The sequence below is a fragment of the Naumannella huperziae genome, assembly GCF_054073625.1.
This window is the reverse complement of sequence record NZ_JBSXPH010000001.1, coordinates 808993-832290: the sequence shown is the minus strand read 5'-3', so window position 1 is coordinate 832290 and position 23298 is coordinate 808993. Positions and strand designations below refer to the sequence as shown.

The window sequence follows — 23298 nt, the reverse complement described above, 5'->3', positions numbered from 1 at the left end:
CTGTCCTTCCTCAGCTCCCCGGGTTCGGGGATCGGTCCCAGTCGGGTGGAGCGACCAGCGGGCGCTGGTTCTCCTTTTCCTTGCGGTAGTTCTGGTACGCCTCGCGCGTGCTCGCCAGCTCGGCGACCTCGCTGACCGGCACGTCCCACCAGGCCGCCGAGTCCGGCGCCGGGACGGTCGGGTCGGTCTCGACGGTGATCACCACCGGCCGGTCGGGCGGCGCGGCCTTCGCCTGCGCGATCGCGTTGATCAGCTCCTCGCGGTCGCCGGCGGTGATCACGGTGGCGCCGAGCGAGGCCGCATTGGCGGCAAGGTCGACACCGACGGGCTCCGCATCCAGCCGCCCGGTCTCGCCGCGGCGCCGATAGCTGGTGCCGAATCGCTGCGAGCCGAGCGATTCCGACAGCGCGCCGATCGAGCCGAAGCCATGGTTCTGCACCAGCACGACGATGATCTTGACCCGCTCCTGCACGGCCGTGGCCAGCTCGGCCGACATCATCAGCCAGGATCCGTCGCCGACCATGGCGAAGACGTCGCGGTCCGGGTCGGCGAGCGCGATGCCGAGGCCGCCCGGCACCTCATAGCCCATGCACGAGTAGCCGTACTCCACGTGATACCCGTGCCGGTCACGCACCCGCCACAGCTTGTGCAGGTCGCCCGGCATCGAACCGGCCGCGCAGACCACGGTATCGCCGGGATCGCTGTACTCGTTGACGATCCCGAGCACCGCCGACTGCACCATCCGGCCGTCGGTCGCGGCGGGCGCGGCGTACGCGGCGTCCACCGTCGCGTCCCAGGCCGCGCGCAACTCGTCCTGGCGCCGCAGATGGGCCTCATCGACACCCACACCGGCGAGCCGTTCGCGCAGCGCCCGGATCGCCTCGCGCGCGTCCCCGCGCACCGCCAGCCCGGCTTGCTTGGCGGCATCGGGTGCGGCCACGTTGAGGTTGACGAATCGCACGTCCGGGTTGGCGAACAGGGTCCTCGACGCGGTGCTGAAATCGCTCCACCGCGTGCCGATGCCGATCACCAGATCGGCGTCGCGAGCGAGGGCGTTGGCGGCGGTGGTGCCGGTGGCGCCGACGGCCCCCATCAGGCGCGGATCGCCGTGCAGCAACGATCCCTTGCCGGCCTGGGTCTCGGCCACCGGGATGCCGGTGGCGGCCGCGAACTCCGCCAACTCGTCCTCCGCGCCCGAGTAGTGCACTCCCCCGCCGGCGATGATCAGCGGCGCGGATGCGGCCTTGATCAATTCCGCGGCTTCGGCGAGGGCGGCGGGGTCGGCCGGCGCCCGCTCGATCCGCCAGGTCCGCTCGGCGAGGAACTCCTCCGGCCAGTCGTATGCCTCGGCCTGGACGTCCTGGGGAAGCGACAGCGTGACCGCCCCCGTCTCGGCCGGATCGGTCAGCACCCGCATCGCCTGCAGCGCGGCCGGGATCAACTGCTCGGGCCGGGTCAGGTTGTCGTAGTAGCGCGACAGCGGGCGGAAGGCATCGTTCACCGTGACATCACCGGCGCGGGAATCCTCCAGCTCCTGCAGCAGCGGGGAGGCGGCCCGCCCGGCGAAGGTGCTCGACGGCAGCAACAGCACGGGCAGCCGGTTGATCGTGGCCAGCGCCGCGCCGGTCAGCATGTTGGTCGAGCCCGGACCGACGCTCGCCGTGCACGCCCACGCGGCGGTCCGGTCGCGGTGTCGGGCGTATGCCACGGCCGCGTGCACCATCGCCTGCTCGTTGCGGGCCAGCACGTACGGCAACGTCGGGGGTACGCCGTCCTCGGTGGCGGCGAGTTCGGCCTGCAGCAGCGCCTGGCCGACGCCCGCGACATTCCCGTGCCCGAAGATCCCGAACACCCCGGCAAAGAACCGCGAGCGCTCGCCGTCGCGCTCCACGTACTGACGGGAGAGGAACGTGATCAGCGCCTGGGCCGTGGTCAGGGTGGGCATCAGGACCGCCCGCCGGTGAGCCGCGGATCGGGGGCCTGGCCGGCCCAGTCGTCCCGGACCCAGGCGTGCGCCGGGTCGTCGCAGATCAGCCACGCCCGCTCGGCTCCGGGGCCGGCCATCACGTTCAGGTAGTACATGTCGTAGCCCGTGGGCGCCATCGCCGGACCGTGCCAGCCGTGCGGCACCAGCACCACATCGGCGCCGCGGACCTCGGCCAGCACGTCGATCGGGCGCTCGTCGGTCCCGTAGACGCGCTGGTAGCCGATCGGCTCGGTGCCCGCGGGCCCGGTCAGCTCGAAGTAGTAGATCTCCTCCAGCTGGGTCTCGACGCCCGGTCGCTCGGTGTCGTGCTTGTGCGGGGGCCAGGACGACCAGTTGCCGGCCGGGGTGATCACCTCGCAGGCGATGATCGAATCGGCGTCGAGCACGCCCGGCGTACCGAAATTGCGGACCAGCCGGGTCGCCCGGCCCGCGCCGCGGACCTCGATCGGCACCTCGTCCGCGGCGATTCGCGCGAGCCGGTCCGGCGCGCCGTCGCCGGTCACCTCCGCGGACGCCACCGCGATCCGCACCGGCCGCTCGCCCTCGTTGATCACCGACCATTCGGTGTCCGGCGGGAGGTACGCCACATCGGTCGGCCCGGCGAAGACCGACTCCCGCCCGGCGAGCACCACGCGCTCGCCGCCCGCCTCGACCGCGGCACCGCCGCGCAGCGGCACGACGATGCCCTCGCGGTCGGCGAACCGTTCCGTGAGCCGCGCGCCGGCCGCGACCTCGCGGACCAGCAGCCCGGTATGGCGCCAGCCGGGGATCGTCGCGTCGACGGTCACCTCGCCGGCGCCCCGGTCGGCGCGCAGGACCCAGGGGCTCTGCCCGGTCATCGAAGATCTCCTTGTGTCGGTTCGTTCGTCGGTTCGTTCGTCGGTTCGTGGACCAGGGCGGCGGCACGAGACACCGCGCCGGCCACATCGCCATCGGGCGGATAGAGCAGCGACCGACCGATCACCAGCCCTCGCACCTGCGGCGGCCGGAGCGCGCGTGCCCACCGCCGATAGGTCTCGGCGGGCGCCCCGGTCGGGTCGCCGCCGAGCAGCAACACGGGCAGCGTGGTCGCCGCCATCACCTGCTCGCATTCGTCCACCACGGGCAGTTTCAGCCAGGTACGCTCGCTCGCCGATCCCAGGCCGGCGGCAACATGAATCGATCTGATCACCGACTCCGGGTCGAGCTGGTTGGCCAGTCGGCCGCCGCTCCGGGCCGCCCAGAACGGCTCCAGCATGGCGAGCAGGCCCCGATCGGCGAGCCCGTCGATCATGGTCGCGCAGGTCTCCAGGGTGGCGACCGTCGCGGGATCGCCGGGATCGATCCGCAGCAGCATCTTGCCGCCCTGCATCCCACGCTCGGCCAGCCGTTCCGGCCGGTAGCCGGTGATCCGGTCGTCCAGTTCGAAGACCGATCCCGCCAGGCCGCCGCGATTCATCGAGCCGAAGACGTGCTTGTCCTCCAGCGCACCGAGCAGGACCAGATCGTCCAGCACATCGGCGGTGCCGAGGACGCCGTCCACCCCCGGGCGATCCAGGGCGACCAGCAGCCGGGCCAGCATCTCGCCGCGGTCGGCCATCGCGTCGGCGCGATCGCGTACCCCGAGCGCACCGCGCGCCGGGTGGTCGGCCGCGATGATCATCAGCCGCCCGTCGGCCGGCAGTCCGTCGGGCCGGCGCCGGTCCCGCCACGCCGCCGCGACCCGGCCCGGGTCCAGCGCCCGCAGCTCGCTCAGCTCGGCCACCCGGCCCGCTGCCCGGCTGGACTGACCGGCACTCATGCCCGCCCCCGCTCGATCGCCGCGTCGACCTCGGCACTGTCCGGCATGGCGGTGGAGCATTCCAACCGCGAGGCCACGATCGCGCCCGCGGCATTGGCGAAGGCGATGCTGCGGCTCAGCGACCAGCCGGCCAGCAGCCCGTGTACCAGGGCGCCGCCGAACCCGTCGCCGGCGCCGAGTCCGTTGACGACCGTGGTGGGCAGCGGCGGAACCTCGATCCGTTCGTCGGCGGTGGCTGCCAGCACCCCCGCCGGGCCCTGCTTGACCACGGCGAGCCGAACCCCCCGGTCGAGCAGCGCATCGGCGGCCCGATCCGGATCGGTCTCGCCGACCGCGACCTCGCACTCCTCGCGATTGCCGACCGCGACGCTGACCAGCGGGAGTGCCTCGGCGATCACCGCCGACGCCTGCGCGGGGTCGGTCCAGAACATCGGCCGCCAGTCGAGATCGAGCACGGTGTGCCGGTCCCCCGACACCGGCCCGCGGTGCCGCCAGGCGGCGAAGTGGGCGTCGCGGCTCGGCTGCTGGGACAGGCCGGTGACCGTGGACCAGAACACGGTGGCGTCGGCGATCGCGGGCAGCGGCAGATCCTCCGGCCGGACCAGCAGATCCGGGGCCGTCGGATACCGATAGAAGTAGAGCGGGAAGTCGTCGGGCGGGAACACCTCACAGAAGGTGACCGGCGTGGGCGGGCCGCCCGCGATGTCGATCACGTAGGAGTCGTCCACTCCCAGGCGGCGCAGCTCGTGGTGCAGATAGGCGCCGAACGGATCGTCGGCGACGCCGGTGATCACCGCGGCGCTGTGGCCGTGCCGGGCCGCGGCCACCGCGACATTGCTGGCGGTGCCGCCGAGGTACTTGCCGAAGGTCTGCACGTCGGCCAGGCCGACGCCGTGCTGGAGGGGATAGATGTCGACGCCGATCCGGCCGAAGGTGAGCAGATCCATGATCAGTTTCCCATCCCGATCAGGAAGCGCAGGCTCGCGGCGACATCGCGCACGGGTCCGTCGCCGGTGGGTTCGGCCTGCAGCACGGTGTCCTGCTCCAGCACGTACCAGCCCGCATAGCCCGCGGCCTCGAGCGACCTGACGATGGTCGCAAGATCGACATCTCCCTGTCCCAGTGGCGCGTAGATGCCGCGGCGTACCGCCTCGGTGTAGGTCAGCTCGCCCGAGCGGACCCGGTCGACCAGCTCGGCCCGGACATCCTTGAGGTGCACGTGTTCGATTCGCTCCGGGTGAGCCGTCGCCATCGCGACGGGATCGGCGCCCCCGATCATCAGGTGACCGGTGTCCAGGCACAGCCCGATGGTCGAGCCGGCCAGCACGCGCTCGGTCTCCGCCGCGTTCTCGATCATGGTGCCCACATGTGGATGCAGGGCGGCGACCAGCCCGGCCGCGCGTACCTCGCGATCGATGGCGTCGAGATGTTGCAGCAGTACCGTCCACTGCGCATCGTCCAGCTCGGGGCGCGCATCGTAGCCGTCGGCGCCGGTGGCGGCCGCGATCACCACCACTGACGCACCCGCGGCGGCGAGCGGAGCCAGCGCCTCGCGTACCTGCGGCAACGGGTCGTGGTGCGGATCGTGCAGGACCACCGGGACGAACTGGCCGACGGCGGCGAGCCCGTAGGAGGCAAGCAGCTCGATCTTGTCGGCCATCGCCTCGGGCAGGAAGCCGTCCGGGCCGAACTCGGTCGCCGCCAGGCCAAGATCACGCATCTGCTCGAGCACCGGCTCCGGCCGGTACTGCCAGCCCCAGCCGGGCACCTCGCAGACGCCCCAACTGATCGGCGCCCCCGCGATGCGCCCGCTGATCGTGTCCGTGCTCATCCGGTCACCTCCGCGAGCGCCACCGGACGGCCCTCGGCAAGCGATCGGGCGCACGCCTCGGCGACCCGGAAGGCCTGCAACGCATCGGCCAGGGTGCACGGCGACGGCGCGTTGCCGCGGGCCACCTCGGCGAACTCGGTCAGCTCGGCGACATACGCCGGGGCGAACCGCTCCATGAAGCTGTGCACCACGCCCCGGGCTGGGTCGCCCGATCGCCCGGGCTCCGCGCTGCGCAGCGCGAGCGTGTCGTCCAGCCCGACGGCGAGGCTGTCCCGCTCGCCGAGCAGCTCCAGCCGGACATCGTGCCCGGCACCGTTGTAGCGGCCGGCAGAGGCCAGCACCAGCGGCCCGTTCTCCAACGTCAGCACGGCCGCACCGGTGTCCACATCGCCGGCCTCGGCGAAGAACGGCTCGCCCTGGTTCGCGCCGACGGCGTAGGCCGAGACGAACTCCTGCCCCGTGACGAACCGGATGATGTCGAAGTCGTGGATCGAGCAGTCCCGGAAGATGCCGCCCGACCCGGGCAGATACGACCGGTCCGGCGGCCGCTCGTCGAGGGTGTTGGCGCGCAGGGTGTGCACGAAGCCGAGCTCGCCGGCGGCGACCGCCGCCCGCGCGGCGCGGTAGCCGGCATCGAAGCGGCGTTGGAAACCGACCTGGATCGGTGCCGTCGCCGTCTCCGCGAGCCGGGCCAGTTCGCTCGTCTCGGCCAGCGTGCCCGCCACCGGCTTCTCGCAGAAGGTCGGGATGCCGGCGGCGATGCCGGCGCGCAGCAGCTCGGCGTGGACCGGGGTTGCTGCGGCGATCACGAAGGCATCCACCCGGTCCAACAGCTCGTCCACCGAGGCCGCGGTCGTCGCGTCGACCCGGTCGGCGAGCGCGCTCGCGGCATCCGCGCGCGGATCGGTGATCACCAGCGCATCCACGAAGTCCAGGCCGGCCAGGGTCTCGGCGTGGAACGCCCCGATCCGCCCCACTCCGGCGAGCCCGATCCGCATGCCTTGTCCTCCTCGACGTCGCCGCTGGTTCGCTCCCAGCGTGCTCGATCGGCCCCGGCCCGTCAAGCTTTGTCCGGACATTTGCTTGTTCGCACGATCGGCGTGCGCTGTCCTAGGCTGGTGCCATGGCACCCCAACCGCTGCCGCTGGTGCTCGATCGCGGCTCCCCGGTGCCGCTGTACCACCAGCTTGCCGAGCAGCTGGCGGCCGCGGTGCGCACCGGCGTACTGCTGCCCGGCGACGGCCTGGAGAACGAGTTGGCCATGATGGACCGGCTCGACGTCTCCCGCGCGACCGTGCGCCGCGCGATCCAGCAGTTGGTGGCCCAGGGCCTGTTGGTACGCCGTCGCGGGCGCGGCACCACCGTCGCCGATCGCCTGGTGCACCGCAAGGTCGAGCTGACCAGTCTCTACGACGATCTGGTCGGCGCGGGCCGCGAGCCCAGGACCGAGGTGCTGCAGCACCGCCGCGGCGCCGACACCGAAGGCGCGGCGGGGCTCGGGCTGGTCGATGACGACGAGGCGCTGCTCTACCTGGAGCGGGTGCGCTATGCCGACGACGAGCCGATCGCGCTGCTGCGCAACTGGCTGCCGCCGGCGCTCGCCGACATCGACGCGACGGCGCTCGAGGGTGACGGGCTGTATGCCGTGTTGCGCGCCCGCGGCGTACGACCGCAGGTGGCCCACCAGACGATCAGCGCCCGGCCACCGAGCGCACGCGAGCGCCGGCTGCTCGGAATCGGCCGCGGGCAACCCGTGCTGACCATGACCCGGCTCGCACTGGCCGCCGACGGCACTCCGATCGAGTACGGAAGCCACTGCTACCCCGCCGCGGCGTACAACATCACCGTGATGATCGACGAGCGCTGACGCCCCGAACCGGCACCCGCGAACCGAACCGGCACCCGCGAACGTTACTCAGCCCGCGCCTGCCGATTGACCCCGCGGATAGCCGCACGCCACCCCAGCCGCGAACCGAACCGGCAGCCGCGAGCGATACTCAGCCCGCGCCTGCCGGTTCAGCCCGCGGGTGCCGGTTGAGCCCGCGGATGGTGGCACGCCACCCGGGCGCCCGAATGATCAGCGCGTGGCGCGTACGACGCGGTAGCGGACGAAGGCCGGCACGGCGAGGGCGGCGAGCACGGTGCCGATCACGACCAGCAGGCCGCCGCCGGCCGAGGCGACCACCGTGCCGACCGCGGCCGCCGCGGCTCCGTGGGCGACATCGGCGATCCGAGGCCCGCCGGCCACCACCACGGTGAACACGCCCTGCAGCCGGCCGCGCACCTCGTCCGTCGCCGCCTGCTGCAGCATCGACATCCGGAAGGCCGCAGACGACATGTCGGCGGCGCCGCCGATCACCAGCATCAGGACGGCCAGCACGAGCGCCCAGCCGGCGACCCCGCCGCCGAAGCCGATCGCCACCCCGAAGCCGGCCATCGCCAGCCCCCAGACGATGATCGCGATGACCACCGCGCGGCCCTGCCGCTCGACCCGCGACACCCAGCCGGAGAAGACGCCGCCGATCACCGCCCCCAGCGGGATCGCCGCGAACAACGCCGCGAACGCCAGCCCGCCATCGATCGGCCCGCCGAAGCTCTCGTGGGCGATCTGCGGGAACAGCGCCCGCGGCATGCCGAAAACCATCGCGATGATGTCCACCACGAAGGACATCAACAAGATCTTGTGCCCGGCCAGGTAGGCGAAGCCGTCGATCACCGACCGCAGACCGGGTACGCCGCTCACGCCCGTCGGCGGCAAGGGAGGCAGCGCGATCACGGCGAGCAGGGTGGCACCGAGGGAGAGGGTGTCGATCAGGTAGAGCAGCGGCAGCCCGACGAACGGGATCAGCGCCCCGGCGATCAGCGGGCCGGCGATCCCGCCGGCCTGCATCACGGTCATGTTCAGCGCGTTCGCCGCGGGAAGTTGATCATGCGGCAGGAGCCGCGGCAGGATCGCGCTGCGTACCGGCTGGTTGATCGCGAAGAACGACTGCTGCACCGCGAACAGCACCAACACCAGCCAGACATTGTCGAACCCGAGCTGCGCCTGCACCCAGAACAGCGCGCTGGTCCCGATCAACCCCAGTGTCGTCACGATCAGCAACACCCGGCGGTCCACCGCATCGGCCAGCGCGCCGCCCCACAATCCGAAGACGATCAGCGGCACCAGCCCGAAGATGCCGGTCAGGCCGACCATCGCCGAGCTCTGGGTCAGCGAGTAGATCTGGGCCGGGACGGCGACGACGGTGAGCTGGGCGCCGATCACCGTGACGATGTTGGCCAGCCACAGCCACCGGAAGTGCCGGTTGGTCATCGGCCGGGTGTCGGCGAACATGCCGCGCAACCGGCTGCGCACGTCCGGCCGGGTCACCGGCGGGCAGTCGGACTGCCGGTGCTCACGTCGCCGGTGATCACGCGGCGTGGGTCGTCCGGGGCGCGGACCGACCTCGGAAGATCGCGATGATCACGGTCAGCACCAGGAACGGGATCGGCCCGGCAATCCCCTCGGGCTGCAGCACGGCGTGGCTGATCAGCGCGCCGACCATCAGCGCGGCCAGGCACACCGCGGCCAGCCGGACGAACCGTGGGATCAACAGCCCGATCGCGCCGGCAATCTCCAGCACGGCGATCACGATCGGCAGCCAGGCGTCGGTGCCCATCCGCTCGAAGACGACCATCGTCGCCGGCTGTCTGGTCAGCTTGCCGAATGCGGCGAACAGGAAGCCGAGCGCGGCGAGCACCTGCAGGATCCACAGCACCACATTTCCGACCCGCCCGCCGCTGGTTCGCTCGCTCATGCCGCCACCCTAGACCTCACATCCGCTCCGGCGCGGTGATCCCCAACATGTCCAGGCCGGCCGCCAGCACGTCCTTGGTCGCCTGGGTCAGCCCGAGCCGCGACGCCCGGACCGGGTCGGTGGACTTCAGCACCGGGCACTGCTCGTAGAAGGTGGAGAACAACTCGGCCAGCTCGTAGAGGTAGGTCGTCAGCTTGTGCGGCTGCAGGCCGGCGGCCACCTCCTGCACGGCATCGTCGAAGCGCGTGAGCTGCAGGGCAAGCTGCTGTTCGGCCGGCTCGCCGAGCACGCTGACCGGGCCCGTCGCATATCCCTCGGCCTCGGCGCGACGCAGCACCTGGTTGCAGCGGGCGTGCGCGTACTGCAGATAGGGGCCGGTGTCGCCGGTGGTCCGCACCATCCGGTCCAGGTCGAAGACATAGTCCTTGATCAGCGAGTTGGACAGGTCGGCGTACTTGATCGCGGCCAGCGCGATCTCCGGCGTCGCCTCGGTCTCGGCGGCATCGAGCAGCGACTCCAGCGTCGCGGTGGACCCGTCGCGGGTCTTCAGCGGCTTGCCGTCGGTGCCGAGCACCATGCCGAACGGGGTGTGCCGCGCCTCGACCCGGTCGGGCAGCCAGCCCGCGGTACGCGCCACCGCGAACACCTGCCCGAAGTGGTCGGACTGCCGCGCATCGACCACATACAGGATCCGGTCCGCGCCCAACTCGTCGACCCGCAGCCGGATCGCGGCCAGGTCGGTCGCGGAGTAGCCGAAGCCGCCGTCGCGGTTGCGGACGATCATCGGCGCGGCGTACCCGTCGACGAATACGCACAGCGCACCCTGGTCGATCACCGCGATCCCGCGGCTCTCCAGCTCGTCGACCACCCCGGGCAGTGCGTCGTTGTAGCGCGACTCGCCGTCGAAGTCGTCCAGCTCGACCAGGATCCCGAGCCGGCGGTAGGACTCCATCAGCCCCCGCCGCGACGCGTCGACCAGTGCCCGCCAGATCTCCAGCGTCGCCGGGTCACCCGACTGCAGCGCCACGACCCGCTTGCGGGCCCGGTCCGCGAAGGCCGGGTCGTCGTTGAAGCGGGCCTGGGCGCGCTTGTAGAGGGCCTCGGACTCGGCGAGCCCGAGCGCCGACGCGTCGGCGCCCTCATCCAGCACCTGCTCGACGAGCATCCCGAACTGTCGGCCCCAGTCGCCCATGTGGTCCTGCGGGATCACGGTGTGCCCGAGCGCGGTCAGCACCCGATTGAAGCAGTCGCCGATGATCGAGGTACGCAGGTGGCCGACGTGCATCTGCTTGGCGACGTTCGCGCTCGGGTAGTCGATCACCACCGTCTGCGGCGAGTCGGTGATCACCAGCCCGTTGGCCGGATCGGTACGCACCCGCTCGGCCTCGGCGGCCAGCACGTCGGCCCGCAGCCGGATGTTGATGAAGCCGGGGCCGGCGATCTCCAGCGGCTCGGCGATGTCGGCGACGTCGATCTGGTCGACCAGCCGCTGCGCGATCTCGCGGGGGTTGGCGCCCTCCGCCTTCGCCAGGCGAAGCGCCACATTGGACTGGAAGTGGCCGAACTGCGGCTTGGTGGCGGGGCGCAGCTCCGGATCGAGCTCGGCCGCGGCGCGGAACCGCGCGCCGAGCAGGGCAGGCAGGGACGACATGGGCCCCATTGTGCTCGGTGGGGCGGGCGGTGCCGAATCGGTCCACCGCGCCCCGGGCGTCACTGGCGGTCGACCTGGTGATCGACCCGCAGGTGCCAGACCCAGAACAGCGCGCCGAGGATCGTGAAGCCGAGCACGGCAATCGCCATCGCCAGCAGCGATGACGTGATCACCGGCGCGAGCAGGCCGGCGGTGAGCGCGTTCAGCGCCAGGGTGAGGAAGGCCGCGATCGAGGTCGCCGCGCCGCGGGCGTTCGGGAACATGTCGACGACCGCGAGCTGGATCGGCGGGAAGGCGAGCGATACGCCGAAGCCGAGAATGGCCGGAGCGATCACGGCCCACGGGAGGGTACGCAGGGCCGGGGCGAGCATCAGGACCACGCCCAGCGCAGCGGCGCCGAGCTGGATGGCGATGCCGATCGCCACCCCCCGGTTCCGCGACAGCCGGCCGGCCGTCCGGCCGCTGACGAAGGCGCCGGCCATGAAGCCCGCGATCATCGGCAAGAACAGCTTCCAGAAGTCCGTCTCGCCCTGGCCGAGCAGATCGACCACGACGATGGCCGCCGAGCCGATGTAGAGGAAATAGGCGCCGAACAAGAACGCGCCGGCCCAGGTCACCCGGTGGAACCGGGCGGTGCGAACGACGCCGGCCATCGACCCGAGCAGCGCGCGGATGGACAGCGGGGTACGCCGCTCCACAGGATGCGATTCCGGCAGCGCGACGATCACCACGCCGACCAGCAGCAGGCCGAGACCACCGAGGAAGCCGAAGATCAGCCGCCAGGAACCGACGGTGGCGAGCCAGCCGCCGATGATCGGCGCAAGCGCGGGCGCCAGTCCGAAGATCATCATCACCCGGCTCATCAGGCGCTGGGCATCGGCACCGTGATAGAGATCGCGGATCATGGTCCGGGAGATGATCACGCCGCCGCCGGCGGACAACCCCTGCAGGACTCGGCAGAAGATCAGGACACCGATCGAGGGCGCGAAGATCGCCGCGATCGAGGCGACGCTGTAGGCGAGCAGGCTGACCAGCATCACCGGCCGCCGGCCGACGGCGTCGGAGATCGGGCCGTGGAAGATGCTCATCGCGGCGAAGGCGAGCAGGTAGCTGGAGACGAGCTGTTGGGTCACGGTCGCGTCGACCGCGAACTCGGTCTGCAGATGCGCGAAGGACGGGTAGGGGGTGTCGATCGAGAACGGCCCGAGCATGCCCAGCATCGCGATCGCGATCGGGGCGACGGTGGCCTGCCAAGGCTGCAATCCGGCGGGGGTACGGTCGTCCGGATCGGTCACCCGGTCATGCTGCCAGCCCGGCGCCGGCCAGCCACACCGGTCCCACCCTGCAAGCGGGCGGCGGCCGGCGAGCCGTTGCGCAACACCGGAACAGGCCGACGGTGACGATGTTGTAGACAAGAGATGGCGCCACGCCACCGATCCGGTCCGGGCATACCGGTCCGGCCCGCAGAACCGAGGAGTTGACCCGATGACACAGGTTCCGAACATCACGCTGAACGACGGCCGCGAGATCCCGCAGCTCGGCTACGGCGTGTGGCAGGTCTCCGGCGACGAGATCGTCGACGCCGTCGGCAAGGCTTTGGAGATCGGCTACCGCCACATCGACACCGCGGCGGCCTATCAGAACGAGGAGGGTGTCGGACAGGCGATCCGCGAGTCCGGCGTACCCCGCGAAGAGCTGTGGGTGACCACCAAGCTGTGGAACTCCCGGCACGACGACGCGCGCGCGGCGCTCGAGGAGAGCCTCGGCAAGCTGGGCCTGGACGCGGTCGACCTCTACCTGATCCACTGGCCGGTCGCCGGGCAGGGCCAGCACGTGCAGGCCTGGGAGTCCCTGGTGCAGGCCCAGCGCGACGGCCTGGCGAAGTCGATCGGCGTGTCGAACTTCAATGATCACCATCTGCGCGAGGTGATCGACGCGACCGGCGTCACGCCCGCGGTGAACCAGATCGAGGTCCATCCGACCTTCACCCAGCCCGAACTGATCCGGCTGAACGATGAGCTGGGCATCCGCACCGAGGCGTGGAGCCCGCTCGGCCAGGCGGCCGATCTCGACAACCCGGTGATCACCGAGCTGGCCGAGAAGCTGGGCCGCACCCCGGCGCAGATCGTGCTGCGCTGGCACCTGCAGAAGGGGCACATCGTGTTCCCCAAGTCGGTCACCCCGAGCCGGATCGAGGAGAACTTCGCCGTCTTCGACTTCCAGCTCACCGACGCCGACCTGGCCGCGATCGATGCGCTGAACGCGGACAACCGGATCGGTCCGGATCCGGAGACCTTCGACCTGGCGTGATCAGCCGCGGCGCAGGATGCGCGCGACGGAATCGTCGGGCGCATCCTGTCGCGGCTGCCGGGCCGTCACCACGTCGGCCAACATCTTCCACGCGGCCCCGAACTCGCGCGCCTCGCCGTACCACCAGGTGATCGAACCCTGCCGCACGGAGTCGTCGCCGACCCCGATCGCATCCACCCCGACGAGTTTGCAGGTGGTCACCGCGCGCGGCAGGTGGAAGGTCTGGCTGATCAGGGTCAGCTTGTCGACGCCGTACACGTCGCGGGCCCGCACACACGAGTCGTAGGTGTCGAAGCCGGCCGGATCGTCGATGATCACGTCGGCGGGTACGCCGGCCGCGACCAGGCCGGCGCGCATGGCCCGCGGCTCGTCGTAGAACGGTTCCCGGTTGCCGGAGACGATGATCGCGCGGAGCCTGCCGGCGTGCCAGAGCCGGGCGGCGACATCGATCCGCGCCTGCAGGAAGGCGGACGGCACGCCGCCGGGCTGCACGGCCGCCCCGAGCAGCAGGCCGACCGGGCGCTGCGGGGCCGCCGCCTCGGCGGGCAACCGGCCCGCCGCCCAGACCCGGGTCGCCACCCCGGGAGCGAGCGCCAGCACCGCGGCGAGCGCGGCGACACCGAGCGCGGTACGCACCGCTCGGCGGCGGCGGGCGGGGCGGAGCATGCGGCCAAGGATAGGTCGCGGCTCCGACCCGGGCGGCCCACGCGCGCCGAAACCGACGCCGCGCTCAGCCGCGGTCGGAGTCCAGGAGCTGTTGGCCCAGCGGCGAGCGGCGATAGACCACGTGGCGGCCGTCCCGGGCCGAGTCCAACAGCCCCGCCCGGTGCAGCGCCCGCAGGTGCTGGTTCACCGCCGAGGCGCTCACGCCCAGCTCGTCGGCCAACCCCCGGCTGGTCTGCGGCTCCCCCGACAAGATCAGTACGGTCGCCTTGGCGCGCCCGAGCAGGCTGTGCAGGTGATCGGCGGCCCCCACCCCGTCGCGGATGGTGATCAACTCCGAGGCGCGGACGGGATACATCAACATCGGCGGCGCCTGCGGCCCGAGCGGATGCGACACCCCGAACGTGAACATCGACGGCACCAGGACCAGGCCGGCCCCGTCGGTCGCCCGTGTCCAGCCGTCGGTCGAGTAGGGGTTCTCCACGACGATCGTCGTCTGGTCCAGCCGGACCTGATCGGACAAGCCCTCCAGCATCGTCGCGATCCCGTGCTCGGCCGCGGTCTGGCCGCGATCGGCGATGTCGGCGCGCAGCAGCGCCCGGAACCCGAACCAGTGCGGCGCCAGGCACGCATCCCAGTAGGCGCGCAGCGCCTCGACGATCTGCCGGCGAGGATCGGCACTGAGCACGGCCGGCCAGCCCTGCGGCCAGATCAGATCGAGGTCGCGCCGCACGCGGTCGAGATCGGCATCCTCGACGGCCGCGAGCTCGTCGGCCAGATCGGTCAGCGCCTTCTCCGGACGCGGGTTGCAGAAATCCGGGGTCAGGAAGTCATCGGTGATCAGGGCCGAGATCACCGAGCTGTCGAGCTGCCGACGCGCCGCCCGGGTCGCGCGCAACCAGCGGCGCGCCAGCGGATAGGCCGCCGGTGAACGCAGCGCTCGCAACGACATGACGAGTTCGTTGAGCGGTGACACCCCGAACCGGATGCCCACGAGATCTCGATCGTGAAGCCGGTAGGCGATCACGCGGGGAGATTATCAGGATCAAGCCGACGGCTACATCGGTGGCGGCCCACAATCCGCGCGGCGGAACGTCGTCGACTGCACGACCTGGAAGTCGCTGGAGACGCCGAACACGGTCGAGTACGGGACCGAGTTCTACGCCGACCAGCAGATCACCTCGCAGAACGAGCGAAGCTGATCACGGGTCGCGGGCCTCAGGCGACGCCGGCCAGCGGGTTCTCGGCATCGGCGAGCAGTCCACGCCGGGCCAGCGCCGGGCGTACCCCCTCCCCGACGTGGTACGCCTCCTCCAGGTGCGGGTAACCGGAAAGGATGAACTCGTCGATGCCGAGCCGGTGGTACTCGCCGATCCGGTCCGCGACCTCGTCATAGGAGCCCACCAGCGCGGTGCCGGCGCCGCCGCGGACCAGGCCGATCCCGGCCCAGAGATTCGGCGCAATCTCCAGCGCGGAGACATCGCCGCCGTGCAGGGCCGTCATCCGCCGTTGCCCCTCCGACTGCGCGGTCGCCTGGGCTGCCTGGGCCCGGGCGATCTGATCGGGCGACAGCCCCGCGATCAACCGCTCCGCCTGCTGCCAGGCATCCGCGGCATCGGGCCTGGCGATCACGTGCAGCCGGATTCCGAACCGCGGTGCGCGCCCGTGACGGGCGGCCGCCGCGCGTACCCGATCAAGCTTCTCGGTCACCTGGGCGGGCGGTTCGCCCCAGGTCAGGTACACCTCGGCGTGCCGGGCCGCGACCTCGATCGCGGCGGGCGAGGACCCGCCGAAGTAGATGGTCGGCCAGGCCGGCGGATCGGCCAGCACGGCGTCGTCGACCCACAGCCGCTCCCCGGCGAAGCTCACCGGCTCGCCGCGCCACAGCTCGGAGAAGATGTGCAGGAACTCGCCCGTCCTGGCGTACCGCTCGTCCTTGGACAGGCCGTCGCCATAGCGGCGCTGCTCGGCATCCTCGCCGCCGGTGACGATGTTCAGCAACAGGCGGCCGCCGGAGAAGCGCTGGAAGGCGGCGGCCTGCTCGGCGGCGAGCGTCGGGCTGATCAGCCCGGGCCGGAAGGCGACGAGGAACTTCAGCCGTTCGGTGTGCTGGGCGAGCGCGGCACCGAGGATCCAGGCGTCGTGGCATTCGGAGGAGGTCGGGGTGAGCGCGCCGACGAATCCGAGTTGTTCTGCCGCGCGGGCGATCTGGCCCAGATAGTCGGGGTCGGCGACGCGGATCCCGTCCCGATCCCGCCGTTGATCGGCGGTCCCGCTCAGGGCGCTGACCGCATCGGCCAGGCGCGGGTCGGCCCGGGTGTCCCCCGAGGACGGCAGGAACCAGTGCAGGGTGACGGGCATGTCGCGGCCTCCTGATCTTGGCTGCGCCGACCGGCCGGCGCCGGTCGCGACCCCCAGCCTCCCGTGTACTCATCTCATTCACTAGACATACTGCTATTTGAGACAGGTCGCGGATCAGGCTTCCGGATCGGCGGCGCGGGCCGCGCGTCTGCGGCGCCGCCCCTCGTGCATCGCGGCGACGCGCGGGCTGGCGATGGCCCGGCCCCGCTCGATCAGCTCCGGCGGCACCGGCACCGGATGCGCCAGCGCTGCCGCCCAGGGATCGGCCCGGCCGAGCAGGCCGGCCGCGGTGCGGACGGTGAAGTCGCCCGGCTCGGCCGAATCGAGGTCGTCCCAGCCCAACGGGAACGAGACGGGCAGCCCGGGGTGGGCCCGCGGGCTGTACGCCGCCGCGACGCTGGCCCCGCCCGCGTGCTGTCGACGAACACCCGGCCGCCGCGGTCGGCGCGGATGAACTCGACGGTCGCGACATCCGGGGCCAGTGCGGCGGCGCGGGCCGCGAGCTCGGCCGTCGCGGCCGCCGCGTCGGCAATGTCGACGCCGGTCACCGGCACGGCGATGTGTACGCCCTTCGCGCCGCTGGTCTTCACCGCGGCCGGCAGCCGCCACTCCTCCAGCACCGCGCGGACGGCCGCGGCGGCCCGGCGTACCGCCCGGAAATCGCCGTGCTCGGGCGGGTCCAGATCGATCAGCAGGGCCGTCACCTCGTCCGGCCAGCGGATCAGCGTCGGGTGGAACTCGATGCTGCGCTGATTGCCGAACCAGAGCAGCGTCCGCCGCTCCTCACACAACGGATAGCGGACGGTACGCTGCCCCGCCTGCGACCAGATCTCCACCGTCGGGATCCACGGCGGCGCATGTTTCGGCAGGTTCTTCTGCATGAACGGCGGCTGCCCGGACCGGGCGCGCAACACCGTCAGCGGGCGTCCCGAGAGCGCCGTGACCAGTTGATCACCGACGGCGTCCAGGTGATCGATCAGCTCGCGCTTGGTGGCGCCGGCGCCGTCGAAGAGCTCGGTGTCCAGACTGGTCAGCGCCACCCCGTCGCGCACCTCGTCCGGCTCCGAGCGCCGGGTCATGATCGTTTCCGGTCGATCACGCGCAGCAGCGTCGTCGTGCGGATCGGCTCGCGCTGACCGCCGACATGGACGATGTCGGTGCCGTCGACCGTGAGCTGACTGGCGTGTCGCGACAGCGCCCGAACCAGCGCCTCGCGCTGTGCCGGCGCCGCGAACGACTCGGCATCGGGGGCCTCGGCCGGCACGATCTCGGCCACGGGTACGCCGGCGCGCCGGCCCGCGGCGATGGTGGCGTGGTGCAGCAGGACGTGATCGGGATGACCGTAGCCGCCACCCGCGTCGTAGCTGATCAACAGGTCCGGGGCGAAGGTGGTGATCATGGCGCCGATGTCGGCGACCACCTCCGCGGTGTCGGCCGCGGTCAGGGCGAGCGGGCCACCGTCCGGCGCCGGGCCGGCCAGCCCCTCGCGCAGCCAGCTCATTCCCGAGTCGTGATAGCTGCGCGGCTGTGCATCCGCGCGGGCGGGCGGCGTACCGAGGAAGGCGTGGGTGATCGCGCCCAGCTCGGTCAGCGCGGCGGCCAGCTCGTTCTCCCGGGCGGCGCTCAGGCGTTGTTGATCAAGGCCGGCGGGCAGCGACCCGGGCACGACCTCGCCGCGCTCGCCGCGGGTGGCCGTGAGCACCGCGACAGCGACGCCGCGCTCGGCCAGTGCGGCGATCAGGGCGCCGGTGGCGATGGTCTCGTCGTCAGGGTGCGCGTGCACGAACAGGACGCGCCCGACACCGTCGAGCACCGATCCGTCGATGATCATCTCCTCGACCATCTCAACCATCCTTCCGCTCGTCGGCCAGCAGATGCCGATAGGCGTTGACCAGCCGCTGCGCGGCGCGGGGCCAGCCGAGCCGCCGGGCCCGGCGGACCGCCGCCTCGGACAGCTCGCGCCGCCGGTCCGGATCACGCAACAGCGCCGCGATCTCCGCGCCCCAGTGATCGGGATCGCGGTCGGCCATCACCAGCCCGGTCTCGTCGGAGACCACCTCGTTCAGGCCGCCGGCGCCGCCCCAGATCGCCGCCGGGGTGCCGCTCGCGAGCGCCTCCAGCGCGATCAGTCCGAAGGTCTCCGAGTACGACGGCACCAGCACCAGCTCCGCGCCCCGGAGCATCCGGGCAAGATCGGCACGCTCCTGCGGCCCGGTGAAGGTCGTCTCGCCACCGATCCCCTCCGCCTCGGCCAGCTCGCGCAGCCGGTCGGCATAGCCCGCATGGTCGGCCGAGGCATCTCCGGCGAGCACCAGCGCCGGGCGTACCTCTTCCGGCACGCGGGCGATCGCCCGGATCGCCAGCGCCACCCCCTTCAGCGGTTGCAGCCGCGCGGCGAACAACGCGACGCCACGCCGATCGACCCTGGCGCCGATCCGGGCCCAGTCGAAGCCTTCGCCGTCGGGGGTGAAGACCGACTCGTCGACGCCCGGGCGGACCACGACCACCCGGTCGGGCGCGGCGCCGCAGCGGGTGATGATCGTCGCCGCCTCGTGTCCGCTGACCGCGATCACCAGATCGGACTCGCGCGCGATCAAGGCCTCGCCCGCGACGCGGTCGGCCGATTCCGGCGGCTCGCCCTCGTCCAGCGTGGCGCCCGGCGGGGCGGCCACCGAGTGATAGCTCTGCACGTGGGGTACGCCGAGCGCCCGCGCGACCGGCAGCGCCGCGACGCCCGACATCCAGTGCTGGGAATGGATCAGGTCCCAGTCGGCGTCGAGCTCGGCCAGTTGGGCGGAGAACTCGCCGATCAACAGGTTCTGCCGTGACTTGGCCACCGGCTCCGCCGGGCCGGCGGTGAGCCGGCGCAGGGTCACGCCCGGCCGCAGCTCGGCCAGCTCCGGCTGGTCGGGCGAACTGCGCCGGGTGATCAACTCGACGCTGTGTCCGAGCTCGGCCAGCGCGAAGGCCTGGTGCGACTCGACCACATTCATGCCCCCGGCGTCGCCCGAACCCGGCTTGTCGTCGGGCGAGGTATGCATCGAGACGAAGGCCAGCCGCAAGGGCCCGGCCGGCTCCCGCTCAGCGGCTGCCATCGCGCCAGCCTAGCGGCGGTGCCGGCGGTACCACTCGATCTGCGCGCGGGTGCTCGGGTCGGCGCGGTCGAGCGCGGCGGCGTCCCCGGCGACGGCCGGGGCAAGCTCCTTGGCCAGGCTCTTGCCCAGCTCGACGCCCCACTGGTCGAAGGAGTCGATGCCCCAGACCGCGCCCTCGGTGAACGTGATGTGCTCGTACAGCGCGATCAGCTCGCCGACCACGCGCGGCGACAGCTCGGCCGCCATGATCGCCGCGGTCGGCCGATTGCCGGGGAAGATCCGCGCGCCGATGATCGACTCGTCGGTGCCCTCCGCGCGTACCTCCTGCTCGGTCTTGCCCCAGGCCAGCGCCGCGGTCTGGGCGAAGAAGTTGCCCATCAGCAGGTCGTGGGCGTCCGTCTCGCCGTCGGTCAGCGCGTGGGCCGGATTGGCGATGCCGATGAAATCGGCCGGAATCAGCTTGGTGCCCTGGTGCAGCAACTGGAAGAACGCGTGCTGACCGTTGGTGCCCGGCTCACCCCAGAAGACCTCACCGGTCTGGGTGGTCACCGCGGTCGCGTCCCAGCGCACCGACTTGCCGTTGGACTCCATGGTCAACTGCTGCAGGTACGCCGGGAAGCGGTGCAGGTACTGCTGATAAGGCAGGACGGCATGGCTCTGCGCGCCGAGGAAGTTGTTGTACCAGACATTCAGCAGGCCCATGATCATCGGCACATTGCTGGCCACCGGCTCGTTCAGGAAGTGCTCGTCGATGGCCCGGAAGCCGCCGAGGAACTCGGCGAAGCGCTCCGGCCCGATCGCGATGCAGACGCTGGTGCCGATCACCGAGTCGACCGAGTAGCGGCCCCCGACCCAGTCCCAGAAGCCGAAGGCGTTGTCGGGATCGATACCGAACTCGGCGACCTTGTCCAAGGCGGTGGAGACCGCGACGAAATGCTTCGCGATCGCCTCGGCGGATTGATCATCGTCGGTGATCGCGCCGGACGCGCGCAGCCCGTCGAGCAGCCAGTCCCGCGCCATCCGGGCATTGGTCATCGTCTCCAGCGTGGTGAAGGTCTTGGAGGCGACGATGAACAGGGTGGTCTCGGGGTCGAGACCCTGGGTGGTCTCGGCCAGGTCGGCCGGGTCGATGTTGGAGACGAACCGGCATTCCAGCCCCTCCAGGCGGTAGGGGGCCAGCGCCTCGTAGACCATCACCGGCCCGAGATCGGAGCCGCCGATGCCGATGTTGATCACCGTCTCGATGCGCTTGCCGGTGCTGCCCGTCCACTCTCCGGAGCGCACGCGGTCGGCAAAGGCGTACATCTTGTCCAATTCGGCGTGCACGTGCTCGACAACGTTCTCTCCGTCGACCTCCAGGCGGGCATCGCGAGGCAGCCGCAGCGCGGTGTGCAGCACCGCGCGGTCCTCGGTGGTGTTGATCTTCTCGCCGGCGAACATCGCGTCGCGGCGCTCGGCCACCCGGGTCTGCTCGGCGAGCCTGATCAGCGCGGCGATCACGTCGGGCGTCAGGTAGGACTTGGACAGGTCGACATGCAGATCGGCGGCATCGTGGGTGAGGTCGACGACCCGGCTCGGCTCGGCGTCGAACCAGGCCCGCAGATCGGGAGTGAACTCGCCCCGCAACCGGTCCAGCTCGGCCCAGGCGGTGGTGGTGGTGGGATCAACCGGAGCGCTCATGTGCCCCACGCTAGTCCGGCCGTTCGGCGTCCGATCAGCGATCCCGGACTACGCTCGGCCCATGGCCGTCCCAACCCACGTCCGAATGCGCCGGGCCCGGCCGGAATCGAGCGACTGGAAACCGCTGACCCCGGGCTCGGAGTCGGAGTTCCGGGTCGATCTGGAACGCCTGCGCTTCGCGCCCAGCTTCGCCCGGCTGGCGGAGGTGACCCAGGTGGTCACGCCGGGCGCCACCGACCGGGTGGTGCACAACCGGCTGACCCATTCGATCAAGGTCACCGCGGTGGCCCGCGCCGTCGCCGTCGGCCTGCTCCGGACCGCCGACCCCGAGCTGATCGGTACGCTCGGCGGTCTTGATCATGTGGTCGCCCAGGCGGGCGCGGTCGCCCACGACCTGGGTCACCCGCCGTTCGGGCATCTGGGGGAGCAGATCCTGGACCGGATCGGGCGCGAGGAGTTCGGGCTCGCCGACGGCTTCGAGGGCAATGCCCAGACCTGGCGGATCCTCACCGAGCTCGAGGTGCACGGGCCCGGCAGCGACGGCCTGAACCTGACCGCGGCGACCCGCGCGGCCGTGCTGAAGTACCCGTGGGGGCGTACCCACCTGCCCGATCCGCACCCGACGGGCTGGCCGGTCCCGCCGCGCGGGGCGGCGCCGGGGCCCGACGGTCACGGGGCGGCGAAGTTCGGCGCGTACCTGCCCGATCTTGCCGAGATGACCGAGGTGATCGCCACGATGGGTCTCGCCCCGGGTCGGCAGAGCCTGGAATGCGCGGTGATGGATCTCGCCGACGACATCGCCTACTCGATCCACGATCTGGAGGACTTCCACCGCTCGGGGGTGTTGCAGTACTCGCCGATCTCCGGGGAGTTCCACAACTGGCTGTCGCGCGGTGGCGAGCTCGGTCGCCTGCCCGATGCCGAGCTGGCGCCCGGCCGGGTGCCCGGCGCGGGGTTGGAGCTGTTACGCCGGCGGCTGGCCGGGCGCGACGGGTGGATCTTCGATGCCGATGCCTTCCGCGAGGCCGTGCTGGCCGTCAGCGAAGGCTTCATCGACACCGTGCTGATCCTCCCCTACGACGGCTCGATGGCCGCCGATCGCGCGCTTTCCGGATTCACCGCCACCTGGATCGACGACCTGATCTCGGAGGTACGCCTGTTGCCCGACCCGCCGGTGCGTACCTCCTACGCCACCTTGGGCACCGGGGCTTGGCACCGGGTGCAGGTGCTCAAGTTCCTGCACCAGCGGTTCGTGCTGCACCGGCCCGACCTGGCGATGCAGCAGCGCGGCCAGGCGCGGCTGCTGCAGACCCTGGCGAGCGCCTTCGATGACTGGTTGTCCGAGCGGCGGGAGGCGCCGCGCGCGCCGCGCCGGCTGCTCGATCTGGTGGCGACGGCCGAGGAGGGCTATCGGCGGGTGGCCCGCGAACAGCCCGAGCTGCTGGCCGGGCACACCGGTGACGCGGAGCTGGCCCGGATGTCGCGCGGGCGCGGGGTGATCGACTTCATCGCGGGGCTGACGGACGCCCAGGCGACGGCCTATGCGGCCCGGTTGTCGGGCGGCGGCAGCGGTTTGTTGTGGGCCAGCGGGGCGCTCTGAGCGGAGCGGCCGCATCATGTGAGGGAACTCATACGAATCTGCCCGTGATTTGGTGCTTCTGGGTTAGATCTTCCGGGGAATAACGGCGTATCATGAAGATGTTCCCGTATCAGAGTCGATCCTCCGGGAAATCCTCATCCTGACACCCACGACCCTGGAAGGGACTGATCACCATGTCGTCGATCGCCACCAACCTCCGGGCCCGCCGCGAGGCGGCCCGCTCCCGCCGCGCCATCAACCGCGCGATCAACAACGCCGCGACCCCCTCGATGCGCGACGAGCTGATCCTGGTCGCGCAGCGTCGCGGCCACATGGGCTGACGCCAGCGTCAACCCCACCAAGCCGGCCCCCGTCCTCGACGGGGGCCGTTCTCGTGCCCGGATTCCGGGCCCGGCGACTCATCCCGCGCCTACCGGTTCGGCCCGCGGCTGCTGACTGAGACTCAGCACCTGCCGGCTCGGTCCGCGCCTGCCGGTTCAGCCCGCGCCTGCAGCGGCGTACCCACTCCCGCGAACCCAACCGGCACCCGCGAACGTCGCAACC

20 protein-coding genes and 1 pseudogene are annotated in these 23298 nt (G+C 71.6%); 4 read left to right on the top strand and 17 right to left on the bottom strand.

The genetic code is table 11. The features are described from left to right. Positions 1–10 precede the first annotated feature (10 nt). From iolD to ACXDC7_RS03880, 6 genes are read right to left on the bottom strand one after another with little or no spacing between them, the layout of a single operon-like run. Positions 11–1945 carry a 3D-(3,5/4)-trihydroxycyclohexane-1,2-dione acylhydrolase (decyclizing) gene (gene iolD / locus ACXDC7_RS03905; protein ID WP_459221261.1) on the bottom strand — a complete coding sequence of 645 codons (1935 nt, stop codon included), beginning with the start codon at positions 1943–1945 and terminating at the stop codon, positions 11–13. Further along, the gene (iolB, locus tag ACXDC7_RS03900) at positions 1945–2826 is read right to left on the bottom strand and encodes a 5-deoxy-glucuronate isomerase (protein ID WP_459221260.1); all 882 of its coding nucleotides are present in this window, start codon (positions 2824–2826) and stop codon (positions 1945–1947) included. The genes iolD and iolB overlap by 1 nt, the downstream gene beginning before the upstream one ends. Beyond that, complete coding sequence (locus ACXDC7_RS03895) at positions 2823–3767, bottom strand: Cgl0159 family (beta/alpha)8-fold protein (protein WP_179444732.1); 945 nt, start codon at positions 3765–3767, stop codon at positions 2823–2825. The genes iolB and ACXDC7_RS03895 overlap by 4 nt, the downstream gene beginning before the upstream one ends. Continuing rightward, positions 3764–4714, bottom strand: coding sequence for a 5-dehydro-2-deoxygluconokinase (gene iolC / locus ACXDC7_RS03890; RefSeq protein WP_459221259.1), 951 nt, complete (start codon positions 4712–4714; stop codon positions 3764–3766). Before iolC ends, ACXDC7_RS03895 begins: the two co-directional genes overlap by 4 nt. A gap of 2 nt (positions 4715–4716) precedes the next feature. After that, positions 4717–5598 carry a TIM barrel protein gene (locus tag ACXDC7_RS03885; protein ID WP_459221258.1) on the bottom strand — a complete coding sequence of 294 codons (882 nt, stop codon included), beginning with the start codon at positions 5596–5598 and terminating at the stop codon, positions 4717–4719. Beyond that, positions 5595–6596, bottom strand: a complete 1002-nt coding sequence (locus ACXDC7_RS03880) for a Gfo/Idh/MocA family protein (RefSeq protein WP_459221257.1) — start codon at positions 6594–6596, stop codon at positions 5595–5597. Before ACXDC7_RS03880 ends, ACXDC7_RS03885 begins: the two co-directional genes overlap by 4 nt. Positions 6597–6721: 125 nt before the next feature. Between ACXDC7_RS03880 and ACXDC7_RS03875 the strand changes: the two genes are divergently transcribed. Then, a complete protein-coding gene (locus tag ACXDC7_RS03875; protein ID WP_179444736.1) occupies positions 6722–7465 on the top strand; it encodes a GntR family transcriptional regulator in 744 nt (247 codons plus the stop codon). Between the two features lie 210 nt (positions 7466–7675). Here ACXDC7_RS03875 and ACXDC7_RS03870 read toward each other — a convergent pair whose 3' ends face one another. From ACXDC7_RS03870 to ACXDC7_RS03855, 4 genes are read right to left on the bottom strand one after another with little or no spacing between them, the layout of a single operon-like run. After that, positions 7676–8968: an MFS transporter gene (locus tag ACXDC7_RS03870; RefSeq protein ID WP_459221256.1), complete on the bottom strand. Its 1293-nt coding sequence runs from the start codon at positions 8966–8968 to the stop codon at positions 7676–7678. 40 nt (positions 8969–9008) lie between these two features. Next, complete coding sequence (locus ACXDC7_RS03865; RefSeq protein ID WP_459221255.1) at positions 9009–9395, bottom strand: DoxX family protein; 387 nt, start codon at positions 9393–9395, stop codon at positions 9009–9011. A 16-nt stretch (positions 9396–9411) separates the two neighbouring features. Then, entirely contained in the window at positions 9412–11046 is a 1635-nt protein-coding gene (gene argS, locus ACXDC7_RS03860) for an arginine--tRNA ligase (protein ID WP_459221254.1), read from the bottom strand. Between the two features lie 59 nt (positions 11047–11105). Further along, the gene (locus tag ACXDC7_RS03855; RefSeq protein ID WP_459221253.1) at positions 11106–12341 is read right to left on the bottom strand and encodes a multidrug effflux MFS transporter; all 1236 of its coding nucleotides are present in this window, start codon (positions 12339–12341) and stop codon (positions 11106–11108) included. A gap of 190 nt (positions 12342–12531) precedes the next feature. Between ACXDC7_RS03855 and ACXDC7_RS03850 the strand changes: the two genes are divergently transcribed. After that, on the top strand, positions 12532–13356 hold the full coding sequence (locus tag ACXDC7_RS03850; protein WP_459221252.1) for an aldo/keto reductase: 825 nt from the start codon (positions 12532–12534) through the stop codon (positions 13354–13356). Here ACXDC7_RS03850 and ACXDC7_RS03845 read toward each other — a convergent pair whose 3' ends face one another. The 7 genes and pseudogenes from ACXDC7_RS03845 to pgi form a co-directional block, all read right to left on the bottom strand. Further along, the gene (locus ACXDC7_RS03845; RefSeq protein ID WP_459221251.1) at positions 13357–14022 is read right to left on the bottom strand and encodes a SanA/YdcF family protein; all 666 of its coding nucleotides are present in this window, start codon (positions 14020–14022) and stop codon (positions 13357–13359) included. It abuts the gene before it with no gap. Positions 14023–14086: 64 nt separating this feature from the next. Then, positions 14087–14971 (bottom strand): helix-turn-helix domain-containing protein, encoded by an 885-nt coding sequence (locus tag ACXDC7_RS03840; protein ID WP_459221250.1) that lies wholly within the window; start codon positions 14969–14971, stop codon positions 14087–14089. Positions 14972–15237: 266 nt separating this feature from the next. Beyond that, entirely contained in the window at positions 15238–16380 is a 1143-nt protein-coding gene (locus tag ACXDC7_RS03835; protein WP_459221249.1) for an LLM class flavin-dependent oxidoreductase, read from the bottom strand. 114 nt (positions 16381–16494) lie between these two features. Then, positions 16495–17459: pseudogene (ligD, locus tag ACXDC7_RS03830) on the bottom strand (non-homologous end-joining DNA ligase LigD). After that, positions 17456–18223 carry a PIG-L family deacetylase gene (locus ACXDC7_RS03825; protein WP_459221248.1) on the bottom strand — a complete coding sequence of 256 codons (768 nt, stop codon included), beginning with the start codon at positions 18221–18223 and terminating at the stop codon, positions 17456–17458. The pseudogene ligD and the gene ACXDC7_RS03825 overlap by 4 nt, the downstream one beginning before the upstream one ends. Before the next feature lies 1 nt (position 18224). Further along, on the bottom strand, positions 18225–19475 hold the full coding sequence (locus ACXDC7_RS03820) for a glycosyltransferase (RefSeq protein ID WP_459221247.1): 1251 nt from the start codon (positions 19473–19475) through the stop codon (positions 18225–18227). 9 nt (positions 19476–19484) lie between these two features. Next, on the bottom strand, positions 19485–21155 hold the full coding sequence (gene pgi, locus ACXDC7_RS03815; RefSeq protein ID WP_459221246.1) for a glucose-6-phosphate isomerase: 1671 nt from the start codon (positions 21153–21155) through the stop codon (positions 19485–19487). Positions 21156–21216: 61 nt separating this feature from the next. On the opposite strand from pgi, the gene ACXDC7_RS03810 reads away from it, so the two are divergent. Further along, entirely contained in the window at positions 21217–22755 is a 1539-nt protein-coding gene (locus ACXDC7_RS03810) for a deoxyguanosinetriphosphate triphosphohydrolase family protein (protein ID WP_179444747.1), read from the top strand. Positions 22756–22928: 173 nt separating this feature from the next. Then, positions 22929–23075 carry a hypothetical protein gene (locus ACXDC7_RS03805; protein ID WP_179444748.1) on the top strand — a complete coding sequence of 49 codons (147 nt, stop codon included), beginning with the start codon at positions 22929–22931 and terminating at the stop codon, positions 23073–23075. Positions 23076–23298 lie beyond the last annotated feature (223 nt).